The sequence below is a fragment of the Streptomyces daghestanicus genome, from assembly GCF_020521275.1.
Taxonomy (GTDB): domain Bacteria; phylum Actinomycetota; class Actinomycetes; order Streptomycetales; family Streptomycetaceae; genus Streptomyces; species Streptomyces griseoviridis.
The window spans coordinates 747355-768696 of record NZ_BNDX01000002.1 but is presented as its reverse complement, the minus strand read 5'-3'; the positions used below and the strand labels follow the sequence as shown (position 1 = coordinate 768696).

Below are 21342 nucleotides of genomic sequence, written 5' to 3'. Positions count from 1 at the left end.
TGAACACGGGCCCGACGTGGACGTATGCGATGGATACAGTGCCCGCATGAACAGCAGGCCGACCTCCTTCGACGAGCTGGACCGGAAGATCGTCACCGCGCTGATGGCCAACGCCCGGACGTCGTTCGCCGAGATCGGCGCCGGCGTCGGGCTGTCGGCGACGGCGGTCAAGCGCCGGGTGGACCGGCTGCGGGAGACCGGGGTGATCACCGGGTTCACGGCGACGGTGCGGCCGTCCGCGCTGGGCTGGCGGACCGAGGCGTACGTGGAGGTGTACTGCGAGGGCGCGGCGCCGCCGCGGCGGCTGGCGGAGGTGGTGCGCAACCATCCGGAGATCACGGCGGCGATGACGGTGACCGGGGGCGCGGACGCGCTGCTGCACGTGCGGGCGCGGGACGTGGAGCACTTCGAGGAGGTGCTGGAGCGCATCCGGGTGGAGCCGTTCATCCGGAAGACGATCAGTGTGATGGTGCTGTCGCACCTGATCCCCGACAGCCCGGAGGCGGGAGCGAGCCACCCGGTGCCGGAGCACGCAGCGGACGTGCGCTGAAGCACCGGACGACGCACGATCGCTGCGCCGACACGCAGCTTTCCGCGCTTGTCGGGCATCTCCGCCCCTTCTTACCGTGGTGATACACCCCGTCACCCATCGTGAGCGAAGCGGAGGACCCCGCTGTGCCCGAATCCCGTGTGCCGCGCCGTGTGCCGCGCGGGCGGCGCTTCCTCGTCTGCGAGCCCCGGTACTTCGCCGTGCGGTACGCGATCAATCCGTGGATGAGCCCGGACCGGCCGGTGGACGTGCTGCGCGCCCTGGACCAGTGGCAGGCGCTGGTCGACGCCTACCGGGCGCACGGCCACGTCGTGGAGCGGGTGGCGCCGGTGCCGGGCCTGCCCGACATGGTGTTCGCGGCGAACGCGGCGGTCATGGTCGGCGGCCGGGTCCTCGGCTCCCGGTTCCGCGCGCCCGAGCGGCGCGCCGAGTCACTGCCGTACGAGGCGTGGTTCAAGGCGCGGGGTTTCGACGTGCGGCAGCCGGAGGCGGTGTGCGAGGGCGAGGGCGATCTGACGCCGGCGGGCCGGTGGGTGCTGGCCGGCACGGGGTTCCGCACCGCGCCCGAGGCGCACCGCGAGGCGCAGGAGTTCTTCGGGGTGCCGGTGATCTCGCTGACGCTGGTGGACCCGTACTTCTACCACTTGGACACGGCGCTGTTCACACTGGACGACGAGAACGTGGCGTACTACCCGGAGGCGTTCAGCCCGGGCAGTCGTGAAGTGCTCGGCCGGCTGTATCCGGAGGCGGTGCTCGCGACCCGCGAGGACGCCCTGGCGTTCGGTCTGAACTCCGTCTCCGACGGGCGTCACGTCTTCGTCTCCCCGGGGGCGACCGCCCTCGCCGGCCGGCTCGCCGAGCGCGGCTATGTCCCCGTCCCCGTCGACCTGTCGGAGCTGCACAAGGCCGGCGGCGGCATCAAGTGCTGCACCCAGGAGATCCGTTCATGACCGCGTCCCCGCAGACCCGTACCTCCGCCGAGCTGATCCGCGCCGAGGAGCCCGTCCTCGCGCACAACTACCGTCCGCTGCCCGTGGTCGTCGCCCGCGCCGAGGGCGTCTGGATGGAGGACGTGGAGGGCCGCCGCTACCTCGACCTGCTGGCCGGCTACTCGGCCCTGAACTTCGGGCACCGGCACCCGGCGCTGGTCGAGGCCGCGCACCGGCAGCTGGACCGGCTGACGCTGACCTCGCGGGCCTTCCACAACGACCGGCTCGCCCCGTTCGCCGAGCGGCTCGCCGCGCTCACCGGCACGGACATGGTGCTGCCGATGAACACCGGCGCGGAGGCGGTGGAGAGCGGCATCAAGGTGGCCCGCAAGTGGGCGTACGACGTGAAGGGCGTCCCCGAGGACCGGGCGACGATCGTGGTGGCGGCGGACAACTTCCACGGCCGTACGACGACGATCGTCGGCTTCTCCACGGACGAGACGGCGCGGCGCGGCTTCGGCCCGTACGCGCCGGGGTTCCGCATCGTGCCGTACGACGATCTGGCGGCGCTGGAGGCGGCGGTCGACGGGACGACGGCGGCGGTGCTGATCGAGCCGATCCAGGGCGAGGCGGGGGTGCTGATCCCGGGCGACGGCTATCTCGCCGGGGTGCGGGAGGTGACCCGCCGGGCGGGCTGTCTGTTCGTCGCGGACGAGATCCAGTCGGGCCTCGGCCGCACCGGGCGCACCCTGGCGGTGGAGCACGAGTCGGTCGTCCCGGACCTGGTGCTGCTCGGCAAGGCGCTGGGCGGCGGCATCGTGCCGGTCTCGGCGGTGGCCGGGCGGCGCGAGGTGCTCGGGGTGCTGCGCCCCGGTGAGCACGGGTCGACGTTCGGCGGGAATCCGCTGGCCGCGGCGGTCGGTACGGCGGTGGTGGAGCTGCTGGAGACCGGCGAGTACCAGCGGCGGGCGGCCGAGCTGGGCGGGCTGTTGCGCGAGGGGCTCCAGGCGCTGGTGGGGCGGGGCGTGGTGGGGTTCCGGGCGCGCGGGCTGTGGGCGGGCGTGGACGTCGACCCGGCGCTCGGCACCGGGCGTGAGATCAGCGAGCGGCTGATGCGGGAGGGGGTGCTGGTCAAGGACACCCACGGCTCCACGATCCGGATCGCCCCGCCGCTGACCATCACCGCCGACGAGCTGCGGGGGGCGCTGGGGGCACTGGAGAAGGTGCTCACCGCGTAGGCCGGGTCCGCGAAGCCTCCTGCTCCGCGACGCCCGGCACGCCCTCTCGGCGCACCGGACACGCCCGAGTACGAGGGACTGCGTCCGGCACGGCGGGTCACGCACCGGACGCCGCCTGACCCGCCCTCCGGGCGGACGGAGGGACTTCGCGGACACGGCCCCGCGCCGGACGGTGGGTGTACGGGCCGGTGGGTATAGGGCCTGTCGTTCGGGTCAGGTCGCGGGGAATCGGCTGCGTCTTCCCCGCGCCGGTGAGCGGGGCCTGGTGCGTGCGGATGCGAGGCGGAGGAGGGAGTCGACGCGGAGCGTCGGCGAGTGACGACAACGCGGCAGGTGCGCGTGCCGGGCCCCGCGTCCGCGGCGTGATCCGAACGACAGGCCCTTAGCGCGCGCCGCGGTCCGCGTCGAGGCGGTCGACGTGGGCCATGCTCTCCCGGTCCTCGGCGTCCTCGCTGGGCTCGCCCGCGAACCAGGCGTCGAGGATCTCCTTCAGCACCGGGCCGGAGGTCAGCCGCAGGCCGAGGGCGAGGACGTTGGCGTCGTTCCAGCGGCGGGCGCCGTCCGCCGTGCGGGCGTCCGCGCACAGGGCGGCGCGTACACCGGGGACCTTGTTCGCGGCGATCGACGCGCCGGTCCCGGTCCAGCAGCACACGACGGCCTGGTCGGCCGTGCCGGCGGCGACCTCGCGCGCCGCCCGCTCGGAGCACACCGCCCACGAGGTGTCCGCGCCGGGCCGCAGCGCCCCGTGGGTCACCACCTCGTGGCCGCGCGCCCGCAGCTCCTCGACGAGGAGGCGGGCCACGGGTTCGTCCAGGTCCGAGGAGACGGCGATCCGCATGTCCGGCACCTTACCGGGTGATCCATGCGACACGGACTCGTAAGAGTGAGATCCGCGTGGTGTGGCAGGCGCTGTTGGAAAGCATGTGCACGAGCATGAGTTCCGTTTGGAGCGGTATGCCCCCGGAAAGGAACGCAGTCACGTCTCCCACCGACAACGGCCCCGCGCCCGACTCCGCGGCCCGCAAGCGTCACCCGGCCCTCTTCCGTGCCGTAAGACGCCGGCAGAACCCGAGGTTGCGCCGGTCGGACATCACGGTGACGGACGAGGCGGCGGTCAAGCGGGCGGTGAAGGCGGCCGCCCTCGGCAATGCCATGGAGTGGTTCGACTTCGGCATCTACGCGTACCTGGCCGGCACCATCGGCCGGGTCTTCTTCCCCTCGGGGAGTGAGACCGCGCAGTTGCTGTCGTCGTTCGCGACCTTCGCCGTCGCCTTCCTGGTGCGGCCGGTCGGGGGCATGGTGTTCGGGCCGATGGGCGACCGGATCGGCCGCAAGAAGGTCCTCGCGCTGACCATGATCCTGATGGCGGTCGGCACATTCGCGATCGGCCTGCTGCCGGCCTACGCCGCCGTCGGCTTCTGGTCGCCGCTGCTGCTGATCCTGTTCCGGCTGCTCCAGGGCTTCTCGACCGGCGGCGAGTACGGCGGGGCGTCGACCTTCATCGCGGAGTACGCCCCGGACAAGCGGCGCGGCTTCTTCGGCAGCTTCCTGGAGCTGGGCACGCTGGCCGGCTACACCGGCGCGGCCGGCCTGGTGACGGCGCTCACCGCCTGGCTCGGCACGGACACGATGGACGCGTGGGGCTGGCGCGTCCCGTTCCTGGTCGCCGGCCCGCTCGGCCTCGTCGGCCTCTACCTGCGGATGCGGCTGGACGACACTCCGGCCTTCCTCAAGCTGGAGGAGGGCAATGTGCACGTCGCGGAGGCGGCGAACGCGGTCGAGAAGACCGCCCGGGGCGATCTGGCGAAGATCTTCCGGCAGCACTGGCGGATGCTGGTGCTGTGCATCGCCCTGGTCGGCGCGTACAACATCACCGACTACATGCTGCTGTCGTACATGCCGACGTACCTCTCCGACGAGCTGCACTACTCGGAGACCCACGGGCTGCTGATCCTGGTGGTCACCATGATCGTGCTGATGCTGGTCATCAACCAGGTGGGGCGGATCTCCGACCGCTACGGCCGCAAGCCGGTGCTGATGACCGGCATGCTGGGCTTCCTCGTGCTGTCGGCGCCCTCCTTCCTGCTGGTCCGGCAGGGCAGCCCGGCGGCGGTGGCGGGCGGCATGCTGATGCTCGGCCTGTCGCTGGTCTGCCTGCTGGGCACGATGTCGGCGGCGCTGCCGGCGATGTTCCCCACCTCGGTGCGGTACGGCTCCCTGTCGGTCGGCTACAACCTGTCGACGTCCCTGTTCGGCGGCACCACTCCCCTTGTCATCACCGCGCTGATCGGCGCGACGGGCTCCGAGATGATGCCGGCGTACTACGCGATGGCCGCGGCTCTGGTCGGTGTGGTGGCGGTGGCCTGCATGAAGGAGACCGCGCGGCAGCCGCTGGAGGGCTCGCCGCCCTCGGTGCAGAGCGAGGAGGAGGCGGCGGCCCTGGTGGAGGAGCGGGCGCCGGTGCCGAAGTTCTAGGGCGTGGCCGCGACGTCCCTCCGTCCGCCCGGAGGGCGGGCCGCGCGGCGTCCGGTGCCGGTGACACGTGTCCTCGTCGCCGACGACGGGCATCTGATCCGGGCCGCCCTCATCGAGCTGCTGCGGACCGAGGGCGACGTGGAGACCGTCGCCGACACCGGCGACGGACGGCAGGTGCTCCCGCTCGTCCGGTGGCCGGTGCCCGCCGGGCCGTCGCCGCCCTGAAGGCCCTGGGGGCGCGCACGGTGGTCGCCGGGCACGGTGCCGTCACCGGGCCCGAGGTGCTGGAGGACACCGACGCCTGCCCGGCGTTCCTCCAGCGTCCGGCCCGGGAGGGGCTCGCGGCCGGCCGTACCCCGCTGGAGGCCGCCCGCGCCGCCGGCCTGGGCCGTTTCGGCGTCTGGCCCGACGCCGAGCGGCTGGTGCCCAACCTGCACCGGGCGTACGCCGAGGAACGCGGCCAGGCCGTCGGTGACGCCGCCGAGACACCCGCGCTCTTCGCCGGGACGGTGGAGTTCCGCGGTGGGCTCCCCGCCTGCCACGCCTGACCGCTCGTTCACGCGCGGACCCCCTCCTCGGCGGCGTGCGGCCAGGCCCGGAAGGAGCCCCGCTGGTGCAGGGCCGGCCGCCGGGGGTGGACGCGCAGGCTCTCCGTCCGGCCGACGAGCAGGGTGTGGTCGGCCACCTCCACGCTGCGCGCGAGCGTGCACTCGGTGTGCGCCGGGACGCCTTCCTCCAGGACCGGCACGCCCGGCACGGTGCGCGCCGGCCGCCAGGGCAGCCCCTGGAACGTGTCGGGGCCCCGGCCGGCGAACACCCCGGCGACCCGTTCGCCGTCCTCGGCGAGCAGGCGCACGGCGAAGGCGCCGCGCAGCAGCAGCGCCAGCAGGGTGCGGGACGCGTTGCCCGCGCACACCGGCGGCAACGGCGGTTCGGGCGAGACCGCCGAGAAGCGTTGCAGGTGAACCCGAGGGACCTGCTCTCGGGATCGGCTGTCGTCACCACGGCCACCGCCGTGGGGATCGCGCCGAAGAACGCCCGGAACCCTGTGGCATCCGCCTGTGTCATGCCGCCTCCGTGGCAGGGGGGAAGCCGTCCGGGCCTCTTCCCGGCCGGCACACCGCAGAGCCCGGCCCCGGTCGATCGACGCGTGGTGGAGGGGTACTGGGGCGGGCGCACCCCGGGCACCGCACCGGACGGGGGTCTCGGCGAGGCACCCCACCCCTCTTTCTCGTCCCCTTGACGATAACGGCACTCCCGCCTTATCGTCGTCGAGACGAGAAAGAGGGAGCCCTCATGGCCGACATCACCCGGCGCCTGGGCTGGCGCCACCTGCGCGCCACGCCCACGGCCCACATCCGGCACCACCGCGACGGCAGGCTGGTGCACGACGGTCCCGGACTCGGTTTCTGGTTCCGCCCGTTGAGCGCCGCGCTCTCCGAGGTGCCGATCGAGGACCGGGAGCTGGCCATGACCTTCCGTGCCCGCACCGCCGACTTCCAGGACGTGTCGGTGCAGGCGACCGTCACCTACCGGATCGCCGACCCGGCGCTCGCCGCCGCCCGGCTGGACTTCTCCGTCGACCCCGACACCGGGGCCTGGCGCGGGGCCCCGCTGGAACAGCTGGGCACGCTGCTCACCGAGACGGCCCAGCAGCACGCGCTGGACGTGCTGGCCCGCACCCGGCTCGCGTCGGCGCTGGTCGACGGGGTGGCCGCGGTGCGCGACCGGATCGCGGCGGGCCTCGGCGCCGAGCCGCGGCTGCCCGCCACCGGGGTCGAGGTGGTGGCCGTACGGGTCATGGCGGTGCGGCCCGAGGCGGAGGTGGAGCGCGCGCTGCGGACGCCCGCCCGGGAGCTGATCCAGCAGGAGGCCGACCGGGCGACGTACGAGCGGCGGGCCGTCGCCGTGGAGCGGGAGCGCGCCATCGCCGAGAACGAACTGGCCAGCCAGATCGAACTGGCCGCACGCGAACACCGGCTGGTGGAACAGCGCGGCGCGAACGCCCGCCGGGAGGCGGAGGAGGCCGCGGCGGCGGACGAGGTGCGGGCGCGGGCCGAGGCGGCGCGCACGGTCAGGCTCGCCGAGGCCGAGGCCACCCGTTCGGTGACCCTCGCCCGCGCCGAGGCCCAGGCGGCGCGCGAGGTCGGCGAGGCCCGCGCCGAGGCCCAGGCGGCCTGGCTGCGGGTGCACGGCGAGGCCGACGTGGCGACGCTGCACGCGCTCACCGGGACCCGGCTGGCGGAGAACCTGCCGCACATCGACAGCCTGACCGTCTCGCCGGACGTCCTGACCGGACTGCTGGCCCGGCTCGGCGGCGGGGACCGGGGATGAGCCTCGCCCCGCGGGCCGTCCTGGTCCACCGCACCACGGAGTACCAGGAGCTGGTGGCCCGGCACGGCACCCACGGGCAGGCCGCCTTCTTCCTCTCCTCCCGGGGCCGCGACCTCGGGGAGATCGCCGAACGCCACCGCCGCGCGCACCGGGCGCTGGCCGAGGTGGCGGCGGCGGTCCCGGCGACCTGGCGGCAGGCCCGCGTGGAGCGGGGCGACCTGGACCGCTTCCTGTTCGCCCCGGAGGACGTCGTGGTCGTGGTGGGCCAGGACGGACTGGTGGCCAACGTGGCGAAGTACCTCGCCGGGCAGCCGGTGATCGGCGTGGACCCCGAGCCGGGACGCAACCCCGGTGTCCTGGTGCGGCACCGGGCGTCCGCCGCGGCGGCGCTGCTGCGCGGCGCGTCCGCCGCCCGCGCGGAGGAGCTGACCATGGTGGAGGCCGTCGCCGACGACACCCAGCGGCTGGTCGCGCTCAACGAGATCTACCTCGGCGCCGTCGGACACCAGACGGCCAGATACCGCCTGGGCCTGGAGGGCGACGGGGGTGTCGTCGAGGCCCAGGCCTCCTCCGGGGTGCTGGTGGGCACCGGCACCGGCGCGACCGGCTGGCTCCGGTCGGTGTGGCAGGAGCGGGCCAGCACCCTGCGCCTGCCGCACCCCACGGAGGACCGCCTGCTGTGGTTCGTCCGCGAGGCCTGGCCCTCGCCGGCCACCGGGACGTCCCTGGTGGCCGGCGAACTCGCCGCCGCCGGCCGGCTGCGCCTCACCGTCGAGTCCGAGCGCCTCGTCGCCTTCGGGGACGGCGTGGAGGGCGACGCCCTGGAGCTGACGTGGGGGCAGACCGTGCGGGTGGGCCGGTGCGAGCAGCGGCTGCGGCTGGTGACCGGGGTCCCGGGGCAGCGGTGACCCGGCGCCGCCCGCGCCCCTCGGACGCCCTCGCGGCGGATCGACCGCTCGCCACCGGCCGCACCGCCTGACAGACTGTCAGTGAATCCGGCACCCGGCCGGGCACCAGGCGTTCACGCGCCGGCCCGGGGTAGACGCCGGTACCGGACGCGCCCGGCGGAGTAGGAGACGAGCCGTGTTCTACCACCTGCTCAAGTACGTGCTGCTGGGCCCCTTGCTGAGACTGGTCTTCCGGCCCCGCATCGAGGGGCTTGACCACGTGCCCGCGTCGGGGGCGGCCATCATCGCCGGGAACCACCTGTCGTTCTCGGACCACTTCCTGATGCCCGCGGTGCTCAGGCGCCGGATCACCTTCCTCGCCAAGGCCGAGTACTTCACCGGTCCCGGCCTCAAGGGACGGCTGACCGCGGCCTTCTTCCGCAGCGCCGGGCAGATCCCGGTGGACCGCTCCGGCAAGAAGGCGGGCCGGGCCGCGATCCGGGAGGGACTCGGCGTGCTCGGACGGGACGAGCTGCTCGGCATCTATCCCGAGGGCACCCGCTCGCACGACGGCCGGCTGTACAAGGGGAAGGTCGGGGTCGCGGTGATGGCGCTGACGGCGGGGGTGCCGGTGGTGCCGTGCGCGATGATCGGCACGTTCGAGGCGCAGCCGCCCGGCCGGCGCCTCCCGCGGGTGCGCCCGGTGGCGATCCGGTTCGGCGAGCCCCTCGACTTCTCCCGGTACGCGGGCATGGAGCACGAGAAGACGGTCCTGCGGGCCGTCACCGACGAGATCATGTACGCGATCCTGGCCCTGTCCGGGCAGGAGTACGTCGACCGCTACGCCGCCGAGGCCAAGGCCGAGCAGGAGGCGGAGGCCAGGGCCGTACGGGGGCGGCGGTTCCCCCGGATGCCGCTCGGCTAGGGCCTGTCGTTCGGATCAGGTCGCGGGGAATCGGCTGTGCCTTCCTCTCCCTGGTGAGCGGGGCCTGGTGCGTGCGGATGCGAGGCGGAGGAGGGAGTCGACGCGGAGCGTCGGCGAGTGACGACAACGCGACAGGCGCGCGTGCCAGGCCCCGCGTCCGCGGCGTGATCCGAACGACAGGCCCTGGCCGGGTTCTGCCCTCGGCAGACGGGCGGGGCGGGGCGGACCCGGCGCGTCTACGGTCCCCGTATGACACGTGCTGTGGTGATCGGGGCGACGGGACAGATCGGGCGGGCGGCCGTGCGGGCGCTGGCCGGGGACGGCTGGGAGGTGACCGCCGTCTCGCGGGGCGGCGGACGGGACCCGGGCTGGCCGGAGGACGTGCGCGCCGCGCGGGCCGACCGGGAGGACGACGACGCGCTGGCCGCCGTGGTGGGCGACGGCTGTGACGTGCTGGTGGACATGGTGGCGTTCGGTCCGGCGCACGCCCGGCAACTGACCTCGCTGGCCGGGCGGATCGGCTCGGCGGTGGTGCTGTCCAGCGTGTCGGTGTACGAGGACGACCGGGGGCGGAACTTCGACACGCAGTCCGAGCCCGACGGTTTCCCCCGGTTCCCGGTGCCGCTCACCGAGGAGCAGCGTACGGTCCGGCCGGGCGACTCCTCGTACAGCACCCGCAAGGCGGCGCTGGAGCGGGACCTGCTCGCCGCGGGCGACCGGCTGCCGGTGACGCTGCTGCGGGCGGGCGCGGTGCACGGGCCGTACTCCCCCATGCCGCGGGAGCTGTACTTCGTGAAGCGGAACCTGGACGGCCGGCGGCGCCGGGTGCTGGCGTACGGGGGCCGGAGCCGTTTCCATCCGGCGGGGGTGCGCAATCTGGCCGAGGTGATCCGGCTGGCCGCGGCGCGGCCGGGCAGCCGGGCGCTCAACGCCGTGGACCCGGACGCCCCGACGGTCGCCGAGATCGCCGCCGCGATCGACGCGGTGATGGGCGTCGAGGCGGAGGACGTCCTGGTGGACGGCGCGCCGCCGGCGCCCGGCGTGGGCCTGACCCCCTGGTCGGTGCCGGCGCCGGTGGTGTGCGGCACGGGCGCGGCGGAGCGGGAACTGGGCTACCGCCCGGTGGCGCGGTACGCGGATGCCCTGCCGGAGACGGTGGCCTCCATCGAGGAGCGGCTGGCCGGGGCCCCGGACTGGCGGGCGGCGTACCCGAAGATGGCCGAGGCGTACGGCGACCTCTTCGACTACGCGGCGGAGGACGCCTGGCCGGCGGGACGGCACGCGTGAGCCAGGGGGCGGCCGGGAGTACCCGGCCGCCCCCCGGAACGGGACGCGTTACGGCTTCGGCGTGGCGTGCGGGGCGCAGGTCACGTCCCGGCGGTCCACCTCACCGGTGAGGAGATAGGCGTCGACGCGGTCGTTGACGCACGGGTTGGTGAGCCCGGTGACGCCGTGCGAACCGGCGTCCCGCTCGGTGATCAGGCGGGAGCCCCTGAACCGCTGGTGCAGTTCCACGGCACCCTCGTACGGGGTGGCCGCGTCCCGCTCCGACTGGACGATCAGCACGGGCGGCAGACCCTTGCCGCTCCTCACGTCCACCGGGGTGCGCTGCTTGGTGGGCCAGGTGGCGCAGGGCAGGTTCATCCAGGCGTTGGACCAGGTCAGGAACGGGTGGTCCCGGTGCAGCCGGGTGTTGTCCCGGTCCCAGGTCTTCCAGTCGGTGGGCCACTTGGCGTCGGCGCACTCCACGGCCGTGTAGACGGCGTTGCCGTTCTCCGAGGAGGCGTTGCCCGCGGTGTCGGACAGGTCCGGGGCGGCGGCGTCGACCAGGGCCTGGGTGTCCCCGCCGGCGTAGGCGCTGAACACCGAGGCGACGGAGGCCCACGCGGAGTCGTAGTACGGGGCGCTCTGGAAGAAGGAGAGGAGTTCGGCCGGGCCGACGACGCCGCCGATCGGGGCCTTCTTGGCGGTGGCGCGCAGCTTCAGCCACTGGGCCTGGACCTCGGCGCGGGTGTCGCCGAGGTGGTACGTCGCGTCGTTCTCCGCGACCCAGTCCTGCCAGTCCTTCCAGCGGGTCTCGAAGGCGACGTCCTGGTCCAGGTTGGCCTGGTACCAGATCTTCTCCCGGGACGGGTTGACGACGCTGTCGACGACCATGCGCCGGACGTGGCCGGGGAAGAGGGTGCCGTAGACGGCGCCGAGGTAGGTGCCGTAGGAGACACCGAGGTAGTTGAGCTTCTTCTCGCCGAGGGCCGCGCGGATGACGTCCAGGTCGCGCGCGGTGTTCGGGGTGGTCATGTGCGGCAGCATCTCGCCGCTGCGCTCGGCGCAGCCCTCGGCGTACTCGCGGGCCAGCTTGCGCTGGGCACGCTTGTCGGCCTCGGAGTCGGGGACCGGGTCCATCTTCGGCGCCTTGACGAACTCCTGCGGGTCGACGCAGGAGATCGGTGTCGACTTGCCGACACCGCGCGGGTCGAAGCCCACGAAGTCGTACGCCTCGGCCGTCTTCGCCCAGATCGGGTTCTTGCCGGTGACGCGGGCCGGGAAGCGCAGGCCGGAGCCGCCGGGACCGCCGGGGTTGTAGATGAGGGCGCCCTGCCGCTGGGCCTCGGTCCCGGTGTTGCCGATACGGTCGACGGTGAGCGTGATCTGCTTGCCGTACGGCTTGGCGTAGTCGAGCGGGACGGTGACGTGGCCGCACTGGATCGGCGCGGGCAGGTTCCAGTCCGCCGGGCAGTCCCGCCAGTCGATCCCGGCCTTGGCGGCACGTGCCGCGGCGACGGCGGTGCCGTACGCCTCCAGGTCCCGCGGCTGCCCGTGCCGGGCACCCGGGCTGGCGTTGGCCGCGGGCGCGGTGACGGCGCCGGCCGCCAGCGTCGCGGAGACCAGCGCCACGGCGGTGCCGAGCGCGGCCGTGCTCCGCTTCAGTCGTGTCGTCCTCACGTGGACCCTCCCCGTACATCCTTGCGATGGGTACGGGGATCCTCCCGGCTGTGGGCCGCCTGAGAACAGGGGCGGTCCCACTTCTTTGCCAATCCGATAAACGGGACGGCCCGTTCGGTCGGCGGGGCGGGTCAGTCCCGCTCCAGAACGCGGGTCAGTCCCGCTCCAGAACGGCGAGGGCCTCGTCCAGCAGACGGCGCAGGCACAGGGCGTCGGGGGCCAGCGCCGTGACGAGGACCGCGGGCCCGGCGAGCGGCAGCACGGCCGCGCCCTCCCCGAGCATCCGCGCCTCCGGCATGCGCTCCCCGTACCGGGGGTGTACGACGACGACCTGCCCGACGGCGCGGTGTCCCGCCAGCACGGCGGGGCCGTCCCAGCCGCCGGGGGCACCGGGACCGCAGGACAGCTCCTGGTCGAGGACGCACCCTCCGCCGATCCGCACGGTCAGCCGGCTGGTGAGGCGGCCCGGTTCCTCGCCGGTGCGGCCGAGCACCTGCTCCTCGCGGAGCACCAGCCGGGCTCCCGGGGCGAGGTCGGCACGGGTGGTGACGTACAGGTCGCTGCCGCCGGCGGAGATCAACTGCTCGGGCAGCCAGCGCAGTTCGCCGTCGTCGGCGACGGTGATCCGGACGTCGTAGCGGGCCTCCTCCTTGGTCTGGCCGGGCAGGGCGATGGTGGCGGCGGCCGAGCCGACGCGCAGCCGGGCGCCCTCCCCGACCTCGGTCTCGACGGTGAGGCGGTCGCCGCCGAGCGGGCCGCTCATCGCGCCGACCAGCGTCACCCGGGCCTCGTCCCCGGTGCCGCGGGTCCGGCGCGGCGCGAGCGGGCCCTCGCCGTCCAGCACGGGCAGGCAGGTGCCGCCCCGTCCGTCGCGGCGGGCGTGGACGCGGGCCGTGGCGCGGACGCCGGACGTCGTCCTCATGCGGCCCACGCGGCGAGCCGGCCCCGCACCCAGTCGGCCACGTCCCGCACGCCGGCCTCCTGGCGCAGCGACTGCAGGACGACGGGGAGTTCGCCGCGCTGCGCCTCGGCGTCGGCGGCCATCCGGGCGAGGTCGGAGCCGACGTACGGGGCGAGGTCGGTCTTGTTGACGACGAGCAGGTCAGCGGTGGCGACGCCGGGGCCGCCCTTGCGCGGGATGTCGTCGCCGCCGGCCACGTCGATGACGAAGATCTGCGCGTCGACCAGCCCCTTGGAGAAGGTGGCGGTCAGGTTGTCCCCGCCGGACTCGACGAGGATGAGGTCCAGCGGGCCGACCTCGTCCTCCAGGTCCTCGACGGCTTCGAGATTGGCGGAGATGTCGTCGCGGATCGCGGTGTGCGGGCAGGCGCCGGTCTCCACGGCGGCGATCCGCTCGGGCGGCAGCACCGCCTCGCGCAGCAGGAACTCGGCGTCCTCGCGGGTGTAGATGTCGTTGGTGACGACGGCGAGGGACAGTTCGTCGCGCAGCGCCCGGCAGAGCGCGGCGACGGTGGCGGTCTTGCCGGATCCGACCGGTCCGCCGAGTCCGACCCGCAGGGCGCGGCGGGTGCCGTCGGGACGGTGCGCGTCGGCGCTGACGGCGGCGGGTCCGGAGTGGGTGTGGTCGAGGTGCATACGGGCGGCTCCAAGTCGTCTTTCCACCGGGGCGCGGGAGGCGTCGGGGGCACGGAAGGCATGAGGGGCATGGGGGGTCCGGGAGGCGCGGGGGTGCTCACGACGCGAAGAGCCGGACCGGCCAGCCCGCGTGGGCCTGGGCCGTCAGCTCCAGCAGCGGCGCGGAGGCCGCGGGCAGCGCGTCGAGGCGGCCCTCGTCGCGGACTTCGCGGGCCGCCTCGACGGCCCGGTCGGCCACCCGGTCCAGCTCGGGGGCGAGCCGGGCCAGCACGCCGGTCGCGTCGAACGGGTCGAGGCCGAGCAGCCGGACGGCCGCCGTCGCCGGTCCGCCGACACTCTCGTACGCCGCGCAGTACGCCGCGTCCTGCGGCTCCAGCCCGGCCGACCGGGCGGTGAGGCCGAGCACGACCGGCTGGTGGGCGCCCTTGGGGAACGCGCGGGCGAGGGCGTCGAGTTCGGGGGACGGCCAGGTGGCGCGTGCGGCCCGCATGAGCTGCCGGCCGAGTCTGCGGGCGGCGGTGCGCAGGGCGGGCGCCGGGGTCCGCGCGTCGGCGGCGGCGTCGAGGGCGACGGGGTCCGTGCCGAGGGCCGCCGCCGCGGCGAGGGCGGCGGACACCAGGCCGGTGGTGTGCAGCCGGCCCCGGCAGAACTCCGCGAGGTCGGCCGCCGCGGTGACGCGTCCGGCCCGGACGGCCGCCTCGACGCCCCCGGAGTGCGCGTGCCCGCCGGCGGGGAAGCGTCCGTCGGCCAGGACCAGGAGTGCGGCCCTGGACATCAGAAGAGGAAGTAACGCTGGGCCATGGGCAGTTCGGGCGCCGGGGCCGCCTCGACCAGCTCGCCGTCGATGTGCACGGCGAAACTGTCGGGATCGATCCGGACGTCCGGGCGGGCGGCGTTCTCCCGCATGTCCGCCTTGGTGACGCCGCGCGTCGACTCGATCGCCACGAACTCCTTGCCGAGGCCCAGCCGCTGGGCCAGCCCGTCCTCCAGCGCCGCCGGGGCGACGAAGTTGACCGAGTTGGCGGCCGGGGCCCGGCCGATCGCGCCGTACATGGGCCGGGGCAGGACCGGCTGCGGGGTGGGGATGGAGGCGTTGGCGTCGCCCATCTGCGCGTACGCGATCTGGCCGCCCTTGAGCACGAGGAGCGGCTTGACGCCGAAGAACGCCGGTTCCCACAGCACGAGGTCGGCGAGCTTGCCGGTCTCGACGGAGCCGATCTCGTGCGCCATGCCCTGCGCGAGGGCCGGGTTGACCGTGTACTTGGCGACATAGCGGCGGACGCGGTGGTTGTCGGCCCGGCCGTCGCCGGGCAGCGCGCCGCGCCGGCGCTTCATCACGTGGGCGGTCTGCCAGGTACGCAGGACCACCTCGCCGATGCGGCCCATCGCCTGCGAGTCGGAGGAGATGATCGAGATCGCCCCGAGGTCGTGCAGGACGTCCTCGGCGCCGATGGTGGAGGGCCGGATGCGGGACTCCGCGAACGCGAGGTCCTCGGGGACGGCCGGGTTGAGGTGGTGGCAGACCATCAGCATGTCGAGGTGTTCCTCGGCGGTGTTGACGGTGTAGGGCCGGGTCGGGTTGGTGGAGCTGGGCAGCACGTGCGGCTGGGAGACCACGGTCATGATGTCGGGGGCGTGGCCGCCGCCGGCGCCCTCGGTGTGGTACGCGTGGATGCCCCGGCCGCGGATCGCGGCGAGGGTGTCGCCGACGAAACCGGCCTCGTTGAGGGTGTCGGTGTGGATGGCGACCTGGACGCCGGTGGCGTCGGCGGCGGTGAGGGCGGCGTCGATGGCGGCGGGGGTGGCGCCCCAGTCCTCGTGGATCTTCAGGGCGACCGCGCCGCCCCGGATCTGGGAGAGCATCGCCTCCTGGGAGACGGTGTTGCCCTTGCCCAGCAGGCCGATGTTGAGCGGGTACGCCTCCAGCGCGGCGAACATCCGGGCCAGGTGCCAGGGGCCGGGCGTGACGGTGGTGGCCTTGGAGCCCTCGGCGGGTCCGGTGCCGCCGCCGACCAGGGTGGTGACGCCGGAGGCCAGCGCCTCGTCGGCCACCTGCGGGCAGATGAAGTGCACATGGGCGTCGACCGCGCCGGCCGTCAGGATCCGTCCGTTGCCCGCGATGATCTCGGTCTCGGGGCCGATGACCAGGTCGGGGTGGACGCCGTCCATGGTGTCGGGGTTGCCGGCCTTGCCGATGCCGGTGATCCGGCCGTCGCGGATGCCGACGTCGGCCTTGACGATCCCCCAGTGGTCGACGATCACCACGCCGGTGATCACGGTGTCCGGAGTGCCGTCGGCGCGGGTGGCGCGGGACTGGCCCATCGACTCGCGGATGACCTTGCCGCCGCCGAACACGGCCTCCTCACCGGCGAGCCCGGGGCCGCCGGAACGGTCCTCCTCGATCTCGATCAGCAGGTCGGTGTCGGCGAGCCTGATCCGGTCGCCGGTGGTGGGGCCGAACAGGTCGGCGTAGGCGGGGCGGGAGATCTCAGGCATCGAGGGCACCTCCGGTCTCGCCGCGCAGTCCGGGCACGATCCGGGCGCCGGCGACGGGGACGAGTTCGACCTCGACGGGGATGCCGGGCTCGAAGCGTACGGCCGTGCCGGCGGCGACGTTCAGCCGCTTGCCGCGGGCCGCGGCGCGGTCGAACTCCAGCCCGGGGTTGGCCTCGGCGAAGTGGTAGTGGGAACCGACCTGGACGGGCCGGTCGGCGGCGTTCAGGACCGTCAGCCGGGTGGTGTCGCGGCCCTCGTTGTAGACGATCGGACCGTCGGCGAACAGGATCTCTCCGGGGATCACGGCGGCTCCCCTCAGACGATCGGGTCGTGGACGGTGACGAGCTTGGTGCCGTCCGGGAAGGTCGCCTCGACCTGCACGTCGTGGAGCATCTCGGGGATGCCCTCCATGACGTCGTCCCGGGTGAGCAGTTCGCGCCCGGAGGACATCAGTTCGGCGACGGTGCGGCCGTCCCGGGCGCCCTCCAGGATGTGCGACGTGATGAGGGCGACGGCCTCGGGGTGGTTCAGCTTCAGGCCGCGTGCCCGGCGCTTCTCGGCGACGTCGGCCGCCACATGGATGAGCAGCCGCTCTTGCTCGTGCGGGGTCAGTCGCACGTCCCACCTCACAGTCCTCGCTCCGGACCGTGCGGGTCCGGTTGCCGCAGCCACGGGGCAACGTCGCAGATGGCCGAAGCGGCAGGCTAGTTGCACCGGGTTTCGCTCACGTTAACCCGCCCAAGATCACTTCTCGTTGCCCGAGGCGACTTCTTGGGGGCCCCTTTGCCCGTCCTTGGCCGGGCGGGCGGAGGGGGCGCCCGTCCGGCCCCGCGCGGCCGGGCCGGCCCCGGGCCCGCCGGACCGGGTGCGGAGCGGGCGCCGGCGCCCCGTCAGCTTCTTCACGGTCCCGCAAGAGGGCCGCTGGCCTCCGGGCCCGGCGTGACTGTCGTCCCCTGCCGAACGGATGACCTGGGGGTGGTGTCACCGGGCCCGAGGGGTGCCGTCGGAGACGCTGATCAGAGGTCCGACCACCGCCGCGCGCCGGGCGCAGTGCCCGGCCGTTTGCGGGCGGCAGGTCCGCATGACGTGGATGCGCGAGAACGGCACCCGAGTGTGAGGCCGGCACGCATCGACGCATGGGGGCACGATGGTCGACATCGATGGGGTGGGCGTCTTCCTGGGCCTGGACGTCGGCAGGCACGCGCACCACGGACACGGCCCGACTCCGGCCGGGAAGAGGGTCTTCGACACCCCGCTGCCGAACGGCGAGCTTCACCTGCGGGCCGTGTCCGGCAAGCTGAAGGCCGAGTTCGGCACTGTCCTGGTGGTCGTGGACCAGCCCGCCTCGATCGGCGCCCTCCCGCGCACGGTCGCCCGGGACTCGGGCTGCGAGGTCGCCCGTCCGCCCGGACTGGCGATGCACAGGATCGCCGGCCTCCACCCCGGCGAAGCCAGGACCGACGCGAAGGACGCCGCAGTCATCGCGGACGCGGCCCGCACCATGCCGCACACCCCCGGAGCGGGCGACGCACGGCCCGGACCACCCGGCCGCCGGGGGTGCCGGCCGACGCTCCCGCCCGCCCCCTGCGCGGTCCCCTCCGGACAGGGCGGAACGGACCGAACGGCGTACCCCCCTTCGGCGTAGGAACACGTCCTTCTCCGGACCCGTCCGGCTTGCGCAACGCGCCTGGTCCGGGAGCGGAATGACCTGTTCCGCCGCTGGTCGGACGGTCAGCGGCGCCGTCCCGCCGTCCGGGACGCGGGGCCTTCCACCCGAACGGGTGAGTGGTGAGTAACAACACAAACCACCCGTTCCGTTGGGATTTTCCGACTTCGGTGCGTCAAGATCCCTGTCTGACGACAAGACCCCGCCGCAGTGGCGGGGCGATCCGGGCGGACGCCGAGTCCTGCCGCCGCCCGGATGACCGGTCGACAGGAGTGGATCGGCAGGAGTGGAGGACCCGAGCATGACGGGTCGCCGGAACGGTCACGCCATGGCCGGAGCCGAGCAGCCCTTGGGGTGAAGCCGCGTTCGCGCGGCCGGGCAACTTCGCCAGCCCGAATCCGACAGGTCATCCTTCACAGGCGGCTGACGAAGGGTTGCGCATGACTGCGCTCAATCGTGTCCCGTCGCTGATGGTCCGTGCCGGCACGGCCTCGGCCCTCACCATCGCCGCCGTGGGCGGCTCGATCGTGGTTCCCGGCATCGCCTCCGAGGCCGCCGCGGCCACCCACGCGACCAAGGCGCTGAAGATCGCGGCGTCCAAGAAGGGCGCCCCGTACCGCTACGGGGCCACCGGGCCGTCCCGGTTCGACTGCTCCGGGCTGACGCTGTACTCGTTCAAGAAGGCCGGCAAGAAGCTGCCGCGCACGGCGGCCCAGCAGTACAACCGGACGCGCCACATCACGGCCTCCAGCCGCAAGGCCGGCGACCTGGTGTTCTTCCACTCGGGCCGGAGCGTGTACCACGTGGGGATCTACGCCGGGAAGGGCAAGATCTGGCACGCCCCGAAGACCGGTGACGTGGTCCGGCTCCAGAAGATCTGGACGAAGAGCGTCTGGTACGGCCGGGTGAAGTGAGCCGCCCGAGGGGGTGCCGGCGGCCCCGGCGGGCGGTCGTGACGGCCGGTCACCCCCTCGGATTCGCACGTCCGTGCGCACGGTCGGGAGTGATCCGGGCCCCTCGGGATATCCGTGGGGCATGGCCGACCACCGTCCCTGCACCGCGCGGGGTGAGACCCCGCTGCAGCGCGCCGACCGCAACTTCGGCGAGCTGCTCCAGGAGCTGCGGGTCACCCAGACGGGCGTGCAGATCCTCTTCGCCTTCCTGCTGTCCCTGGCGTTCACCCCGCGCTTCCCCGACCTCGACACGGTCCAGCGGGCCACGTACGTCACCACGCTGCTGCTCGCGGTGCTCGCCGCCATCCTGTTCACCGCGCCGGCCGCGCTGCACCGCTCGCTCTTCCAGCAGGGCGCCAAGGCGCACATCGTGCGGGTGTCCTCGCGGCTCGCCTCGGCCGGCATGGGAGTTCTGGTGTTCGCGTTCACCGGCGCGGTGCTGCTCGTCGTGGACGTGACGGCCGGCCGCGCGGGCGGGCTGGCGGCGGGCGCGACGACGCTGCTGCTCTGCCTGGGGCTGTGGGGCCTGCTCCCCCGCCTGGTGCGGCGGCGTACGGCGGGGCGCACCTCCGAGGAGCCCGCGGGGGACGCCGCCGGCCCCCGGGCGGACGCGGCGGCCGAACCCCTCGGCGGCGCGTACGCCGGTGCCGGGCGGGCGTCCGGCGGGAGCCGGTCCGCGGCGGCCCGGCGGCTCCCGGAGCCCCGGCGCCGGAACCCGGCGCGCACCGGGCCGTCGACGCGGCGCTGACCCGCCGTCCGCCGCGCCGCGCGCCCCCCGCGCCCGGCGCCTCACTCCGGCGGGTCCCGCCGGTTCGGCCGGGAGGCCCTCGCCGCGGCCGGTTCCGGCCGGGTCCGCCAGGGCAGTTCGACGGAGACGGTCTTGCCGCCCTCCCGCGTGGAGCGGACCGTCAGCCGGCCCCCGCACTCGGCGGCGAGCCAGCGGATGATCACCATGCCGCGCCCGTTGTCCTGCTGGACGGCGGCGGGCAGCCGTTTGGGGAACCGCGGATGGCTGTCGGTGACCCCGATCCACAGGTGTTCGTCGTGGTCCAGCGCCAGGTCCACGGTGAAGGTGGGCGACTGCCCGAGGGTGTGCTGCACGACATTGGTGGCCAGCTCCGACACGATGAGCCGGACCGTGTCGGACACGTCCGTGTCCGCGGGCAGTCCCCACTCCGCGAGCGTGCCGACGACATAGGTCCGGGCGGCGGAGACCGAGGCGGGATCGCTCGGCAGAGTGACGGATGCTTCCAGATGATCTGCCATGGCGACGTCGTCCCTTTCCTGCGGGACCGCGGCCCGACACGGAGTGGACGGTTCGAGTACGGTCCCGGACTGTGCTTGGTCGCCAGAGTGCCATCACCCCACTGGTGGAGGAGGCGATCCCCCAAGATATGCATATATCTGTCGCTCGAAGCGGTGAACTCTGCGCCAGCAGACCTTTTCCGGGCGGCTCAAAAGGAGTAAAGGAGTGGGCCCATGCGGCACGGCCCTGTGGTGCGCCGTCGCAAACTCGGCGCCGAACTGCGCGCCCTGCGTACGCGGGCGGGAATCACCAGCGGTGAGGCGGCCCGGCTGGCCGGCTGGCACCAGTCGAAAGTCAGCCGGATCGAGACCGGGACGAGCGGGGCGAAACCCGGCGACGTGGATTTGCTCCTGGACGTCTACGGCGTGGCCGACACCCAGCTCCGCGAAGTGCTCCTGGCCCTGGCCGGCTCCGAGGACGACGGCGGCAGCCGGCAGCACTGGTGGCACCCCTACCGCGGGGTACTGCCGCCCGCCTACCGGGACTTCATCAGCCTGGAGTCGCAGGCCGGCACGATGCGCACCCTGGAGACCACCGTCGTCCCCGGCCTCCTGCAGACCCCGGAGTACGCCCGCGAGGTGACCCGGGCCGCGATGGACGGACTGCCCGAGGAGCGGATCGACGCGCTGGTGCAGGTGCGGCTGACCCGGCAGGACGTGCTGCGTTCGGCCACGCCGCTGCGGCTCAGCGCCGTACTGGACGAGGCCGTCCTGCGCCGGCGGGTGGGCGAGCCCGGCGTCATGGCCCGCCAGCTGGAACGGCTGGTCGACGCGGCCCGGCTGCCCCATGTCCGGCTCCAGGTACTGCCGTTCGCCGCCGGGGCGCACATCGGTGTCACCGGCCCTTTCGTTATTTTCTCTTTTTCGAGCACTTCTGATCTGGATGTAGTTGTTCTCGACCACTTGACGAGTAGCCTCTATCTGGAACGGAAAGAAGACCTGGAGGCCTACACCGAGGCTTTCAAAGCTCTGCAAGGGCACGCCCTTTCGCCCGACGACTCGTTGGATCTCCTCGCCGCGACAGCGGCCGGCGCGTAAGGAGGCA

The 21342-nt window shown here is 73.9% G+C and carries 23 protein-coding genes, 1 pseudogene and 1 riboswitch; of the genes and pseudogenes, 14 read left to right on the top strand and 10 right to left on the bottom strand.

Annotated elements, in window-relative coordinates; translation table 11 throughout:
* Positions 1-46 precede the first annotated feature (46 nt).
* From Sdagh_RS03705 to rocD, 3 genes are all read left to right on the top strand, one after another.
* Complete coding sequence (locus tag Sdagh_RS03705) at positions 47-550, top strand: Lrp/AsnC family transcriptional regulator (protein WP_189421535.1); 504 nt, start codon at positions 47-49, stop codon at positions 548-550.
* Positions 551-675: 125 nt separating this feature from the next.
* The gene (ddaH, locus tag Sdagh_RS03700) at positions 676-1500 is read left to right on the top strand and encodes a dimethylargininase (RefSeq protein WP_189421534.1); all 825 of its coding nucleotides are present in this window, start codon (positions 676-678) and stop codon (positions 1498-1500) included.
* Positions 1497-2717 carry an ornithine--oxo-acid transaminase gene (gene rocD, locus Sdagh_RS03695; protein ID WP_189421533.1) on the top strand — a complete coding sequence of 407 codons (1221 nt, stop codon included), beginning with the start codon at positions 1497-1499 and terminating at the stop codon, positions 2715-2717. Before ddaH ends, rocD begins: the two co-directional genes overlap by 4 nt.
* A 382-nt stretch (positions 2718-3099) precedes the next feature.
* On the opposite strand, the gene Sdagh_RS03690 is transcribed toward rocD, so the two are convergent.
* On the bottom strand, positions 3100-3555 hold the full coding sequence (locus Sdagh_RS03690; protein ID WP_189421532.1) for an RpiB/LacA/LacB family sugar-phosphate isomerase: 456 nt from the start codon (positions 3553-3555) through the stop codon (positions 3100-3102).
* Positions 3556-3671: 116 nt separating this feature from the next.
* On the opposite strand from Sdagh_RS03690, the gene Sdagh_RS03685 reads away from it, so the two are divergent.
* Genes Sdagh_RS03685 through Sdagh_RS03675 form a run of 3 tightly spaced genes read left to right on the top strand, consistent with a single transcriptional unit; the run spans position 3672 to position 5740 of the window.
* The gene (locus Sdagh_RS03685) at positions 3672-5192 is read left to right on the top strand and encodes an MFS transporter (RefSeq protein WP_189421576.1); all 1521 of its coding nucleotides are present in this window, start codon (positions 3672-3674) and stop codon (positions 5190-5192) included.
* 3 nt (positions 5193-5195) lie between these two features.
* Complete coding sequence (locus Sdagh_RS03680) at positions 5196-5417, top strand: helix-turn-helix domain-containing protein (RefSeq protein WP_190077884.1); 222 nt, start codon at positions 5196-5198, stop codon at positions 5415-5417.
* Positions 5384-5740 carry a hypothetical protein gene (locus Sdagh_RS03675; protein ID WP_189421531.1) on the top strand — a complete coding sequence of 119 codons (357 nt, stop codon included), beginning with the start codon at positions 5384-5386 and terminating at the stop codon, positions 5738-5740. Before Sdagh_RS03680 ends, Sdagh_RS03675 begins: the two co-directional genes overlap by 34 nt.
* Positions 5741-5748: 8 nt before the next feature.
* Here the strand turns inward: Sdagh_RS03675 and Sdagh_RS36400 are convergent, their stop codons facing one another.
* Positions 5749-6108, bottom strand: coding sequence for a flavin reductase family protein (locus tag Sdagh_RS36400; protein ID WP_229879888.1), 360 nt, complete (start codon positions 6106-6108; stop codon positions 5749-5751).
* 380 nt (positions 6109-6488) lie between these two features.
* Here Sdagh_RS36400 and Sdagh_RS03665 point away from each other — a divergent pair, with 380 nt between their 5' ends.
* From Sdagh_RS03665 to Sdagh_RS03650, 4 genes are all read left to right on the top strand, one after another.
* Positions 6489-7526: an SPFH domain-containing protein gene (locus tag Sdagh_RS03665; RefSeq protein ID WP_189421529.1), complete on the top strand. Its 1038-nt coding sequence runs from the start codon at positions 6489-6491 to the stop codon at positions 7524-7526.
* Positions 7523-8434: an NAD(+)/NADH kinase gene (locus Sdagh_RS03660; RefSeq protein ID WP_190077883.1), complete on the top strand. Its 912-nt coding sequence runs from the start codon at positions 7523-7525 to the stop codon at positions 8432-8434. The genes Sdagh_RS03665 and Sdagh_RS03660 overlap by 4 nt, the downstream gene beginning before the upstream one ends.
* A gap of 175 nt (positions 8435-8609) precedes the next feature.
* On the top strand, positions 8610-9338 hold the full coding sequence (locus Sdagh_RS03655; protein ID WP_190077882.1) for a lysophospholipid acyltransferase family protein: 729 nt from the start codon (positions 8610-8612) through the stop codon (positions 9336-9338).
* A gap of 249 nt (positions 9339-9587) precedes the next feature.
* A complete protein-coding gene (locus Sdagh_RS03650) occupies positions 9588-10625 on the top strand; it encodes an NAD-dependent epimerase/dehydratase family protein (RefSeq protein WP_226534501.1) in 1038 nt (345 codons plus the stop codon).
* A 48-nt stretch (positions 10626-10673) separates the two neighbouring features.
* On the opposite strand, the gene Sdagh_RS03645 is transcribed toward Sdagh_RS03650, so the two are convergent.
* The 7 genes from Sdagh_RS03645 to Sdagh_RS03615 form a co-directional block, all read right to left on the bottom strand.
* The gene (locus Sdagh_RS03645; RefSeq protein WP_189421526.1) at positions 10674-12281 is read right to left on the bottom strand and encodes an alpha/beta hydrolase; all 1608 of its coding nucleotides are present in this window, start codon (positions 12279-12281) and stop codon (positions 10674-10676) included.
* Positions 12282-12435: 154 nt separating this feature from the next.
* The gene (locus Sdagh_RS03640; protein WP_190077881.1) at positions 12436-13203 is read right to left on the bottom strand and encodes an urease accessory protein UreD; all 768 of its coding nucleotides are present in this window, start codon (positions 13201-13203) and stop codon (positions 12436-12438) included.
* Positions 13200-13877, bottom strand: a complete 678-nt coding sequence (gene ureG, locus Sdagh_RS03635; protein ID WP_189421524.1) for an urease accessory protein UreG — start codon at positions 13875-13877, stop codon at positions 13200-13202. Before ureG ends, Sdagh_RS03640 begins: the two co-directional genes overlap by 4 nt.
* Before the next feature lie 97 nt (positions 13878-13974).
* Complete coding sequence (locus Sdagh_RS03630; RefSeq protein ID WP_189421523.1) at positions 13975-14652, bottom strand: urease accessory protein UreF; 678 nt, start codon at positions 14650-14652, stop codon at positions 13975-13977.
* Positions 14652-16373, bottom strand: coding sequence for an urease subunit alpha (locus tag Sdagh_RS03625; protein WP_189421522.1), 1722 nt, complete (start codon positions 16371-16373; stop codon positions 14652-14654). Before Sdagh_RS03625 ends, Sdagh_RS03630 begins: the two co-directional genes overlap by 1 nt.
* The gene (locus Sdagh_RS03620; protein WP_190011013.1) at positions 16366-16677 is read right to left on the bottom strand and encodes an urease subunit beta; all 312 of its coding nucleotides are present in this window, start codon (positions 16675-16677) and stop codon (positions 16366-16368) included. The genes Sdagh_RS03625 and Sdagh_RS03620 overlap by 8 nt, the downstream gene beginning before the upstream one ends.
* Before the next feature lie 11 nt (positions 16678-16688).
* Positions 16689-16991 (bottom strand): urease subunit gamma, encoded by a 303-nt coding sequence (locus Sdagh_RS03615; protein ID WP_189421520.1) that lies wholly within the window; start codon positions 16989-16991, stop codon positions 16689-16691.
* 529 nt (positions 16992-17520) lie between these two features.
* Between Sdagh_RS03615 and Sdagh_RS03610 the strand changes: the two are divergent.
* The 3 genes and pseudogenes from Sdagh_RS03610 to Sdagh_RS03600 all read left to right on the top strand — a co-directional run.
* A pseudogene (locus Sdagh_RS03610) lies at positions 17521-17886 on the top strand (IS110 family transposase); the annotation flags it as partial.
* A 453-nt stretch (positions 17887-18339) separates the two neighbouring features.
* A riboswitch (cyclic di-AMP (ydaO/yuaA leader) is annotated at positions 18340-18476 on the top strand.
* 3 nt (positions 18477-18479) lie between these two features.
* The gene (locus Sdagh_RS03605) at positions 18480-18953 is read left to right on the top strand and encodes a C40 family peptidase (protein WP_189421519.1); all 474 of its coding nucleotides are present in this window, start codon (positions 18480-18482) and stop codon (positions 18951-18953) included.
* Positions 18954-19074: 121 nt separating this feature from the next.
* A complete protein-coding gene (locus Sdagh_RS03600) occupies positions 19075-19740 on the top strand; it encodes a DUF6328 family protein (protein ID WP_226534498.1) in 666 nt (221 codons plus the stop codon).
* Between the two features lie 41 nt (positions 19741-19781).
* Here the strand turns inward: Sdagh_RS03600 and Sdagh_RS03595 are convergent, their stop codons facing one another.
* The gene (locus tag Sdagh_RS03595; protein ID WP_226534496.1) at positions 19782-20258 is read right to left on the bottom strand and encodes an ATP-binding protein; all 477 of its coding nucleotides are present in this window, start codon (positions 20256-20258) and stop codon (positions 19782-19784) included.
* A gap of 213 nt (positions 20259-20471) precedes the next feature.
* Between Sdagh_RS03595 and Sdagh_RS03590 the strand changes: the two genes are divergently transcribed.
* Complete coding sequence (locus Sdagh_RS03590) at positions 20472-21335, top strand: helix-turn-helix domain-containing protein (RefSeq protein ID WP_189421518.1); 864 nt, start codon at positions 20472-20474, stop codon at positions 21333-21335.
* The last annotated feature ends 7 nt before the right edge of the window (positions 21336-21342 follow it).

Excerpts from the sequence above, each read along its gene's own strand:
- Sdagh_RS03705 (WP_189421535.1), top strand. The coding sequence starts at position 47 with ATGAACAGCAGGCCGACCTCCTTCGACGAGCTGGACCGGAAGATCGTC.
- rocD (WP_189421533.1), top strand. The coding sequence starts at position 1,497 with ATGACCGCGTCCCCGCAGACCCGTACCTCCGCCGAGCTGATCCGCGCC.
- Sdagh_RS03690 (WP_189421532.1), bottom strand. The coding sequence starts at position 3,555 with ATGCGGATCGCCGTCTCCTCGGACCTGGACGAACCCGTGGCCCGCCTC.
- Sdagh_RS03685 (WP_189421576.1), top strand. The coding sequence starts at position 3,672 with ATGCCCCCGGAAAGGAACGCAGTCACGTCTCCCACCGACAACGGCCCC.
- Sdagh_RS03665 (WP_189421529.1), top strand. The coding sequence starts at position 6,489 with ATGGCCGACATCACCCGGCGCCTGGGCTGGCGCCACCTGCGCGCCACG.
- Sdagh_RS03660 (WP_190077883.1), top strand. The coding sequence starts at position 7,523 with ATGAGCCTCGCCCCGCGGGCCGTCCTGGTCCACCGCACCACGGAGTAC.
- Sdagh_RS03650 (WP_226534501.1), top strand. The coding sequence starts at position 9,588 with ATGACACGTGCTGTGGTGATCGGGGCGACGGGACAGATCGGGCGGGCG.
- Sdagh_RS03640 (WP_190077881.1), bottom strand. The coding sequence starts at position 13,203 with ATGAGGACGACGTCCGGCGTCCGCGCCACGGCCCGCGTCCACGCCCGC.
- ureG (WP_189421524.1), bottom strand. The coding sequence starts at position 13,877 with ATGCACCTCGACCACACCCACTCCGGACCCGCCGCCGTCAGCGCCGAC.
- Sdagh_RS03630 (WP_189421523.1), bottom strand. The coding sequence starts at position 14,652 with ATGTCCAGGGCCGCACTCCTGGTCCTGGCCGACGGACGCTTCCCCGCC.
- Sdagh_RS03625 (WP_189421522.1), bottom strand. The coding sequence starts at position 16,373 with ATGCCTGAGATCTCCCGCCCCGCCTACGCCGACCTGTTCGGCCCCACC.
- Sdagh_RS03605 (WP_189421519.1), top strand. The coding sequence starts at position 18,480 with ATGACTGCGCTCAATCGTGTCCCGTCGCTGATGGTCCGTGCCGGCACG.
- Sdagh_RS03600 (WP_226534498.1), top strand. The coding sequence starts at position 19,075 with ATGGCCGACCACCGTCCCTGCACCGCGCGGGGTGAGACCCCGCTGCAG.
- Sdagh_RS03595 (WP_226534496.1), bottom strand. The coding sequence starts at position 20,258 with ATGGCAGATCATCTGGAAGCATCCGTCACTCTGCCGAGCGATCCCGCC.
- Sdagh_RS03590 (WP_189421518.1), top strand. The coding sequence starts at position 20,472 with ATGCGGCACGGCCCTGTGGTGCGCCGTCGCAAACTCGGCGCCGAACTG.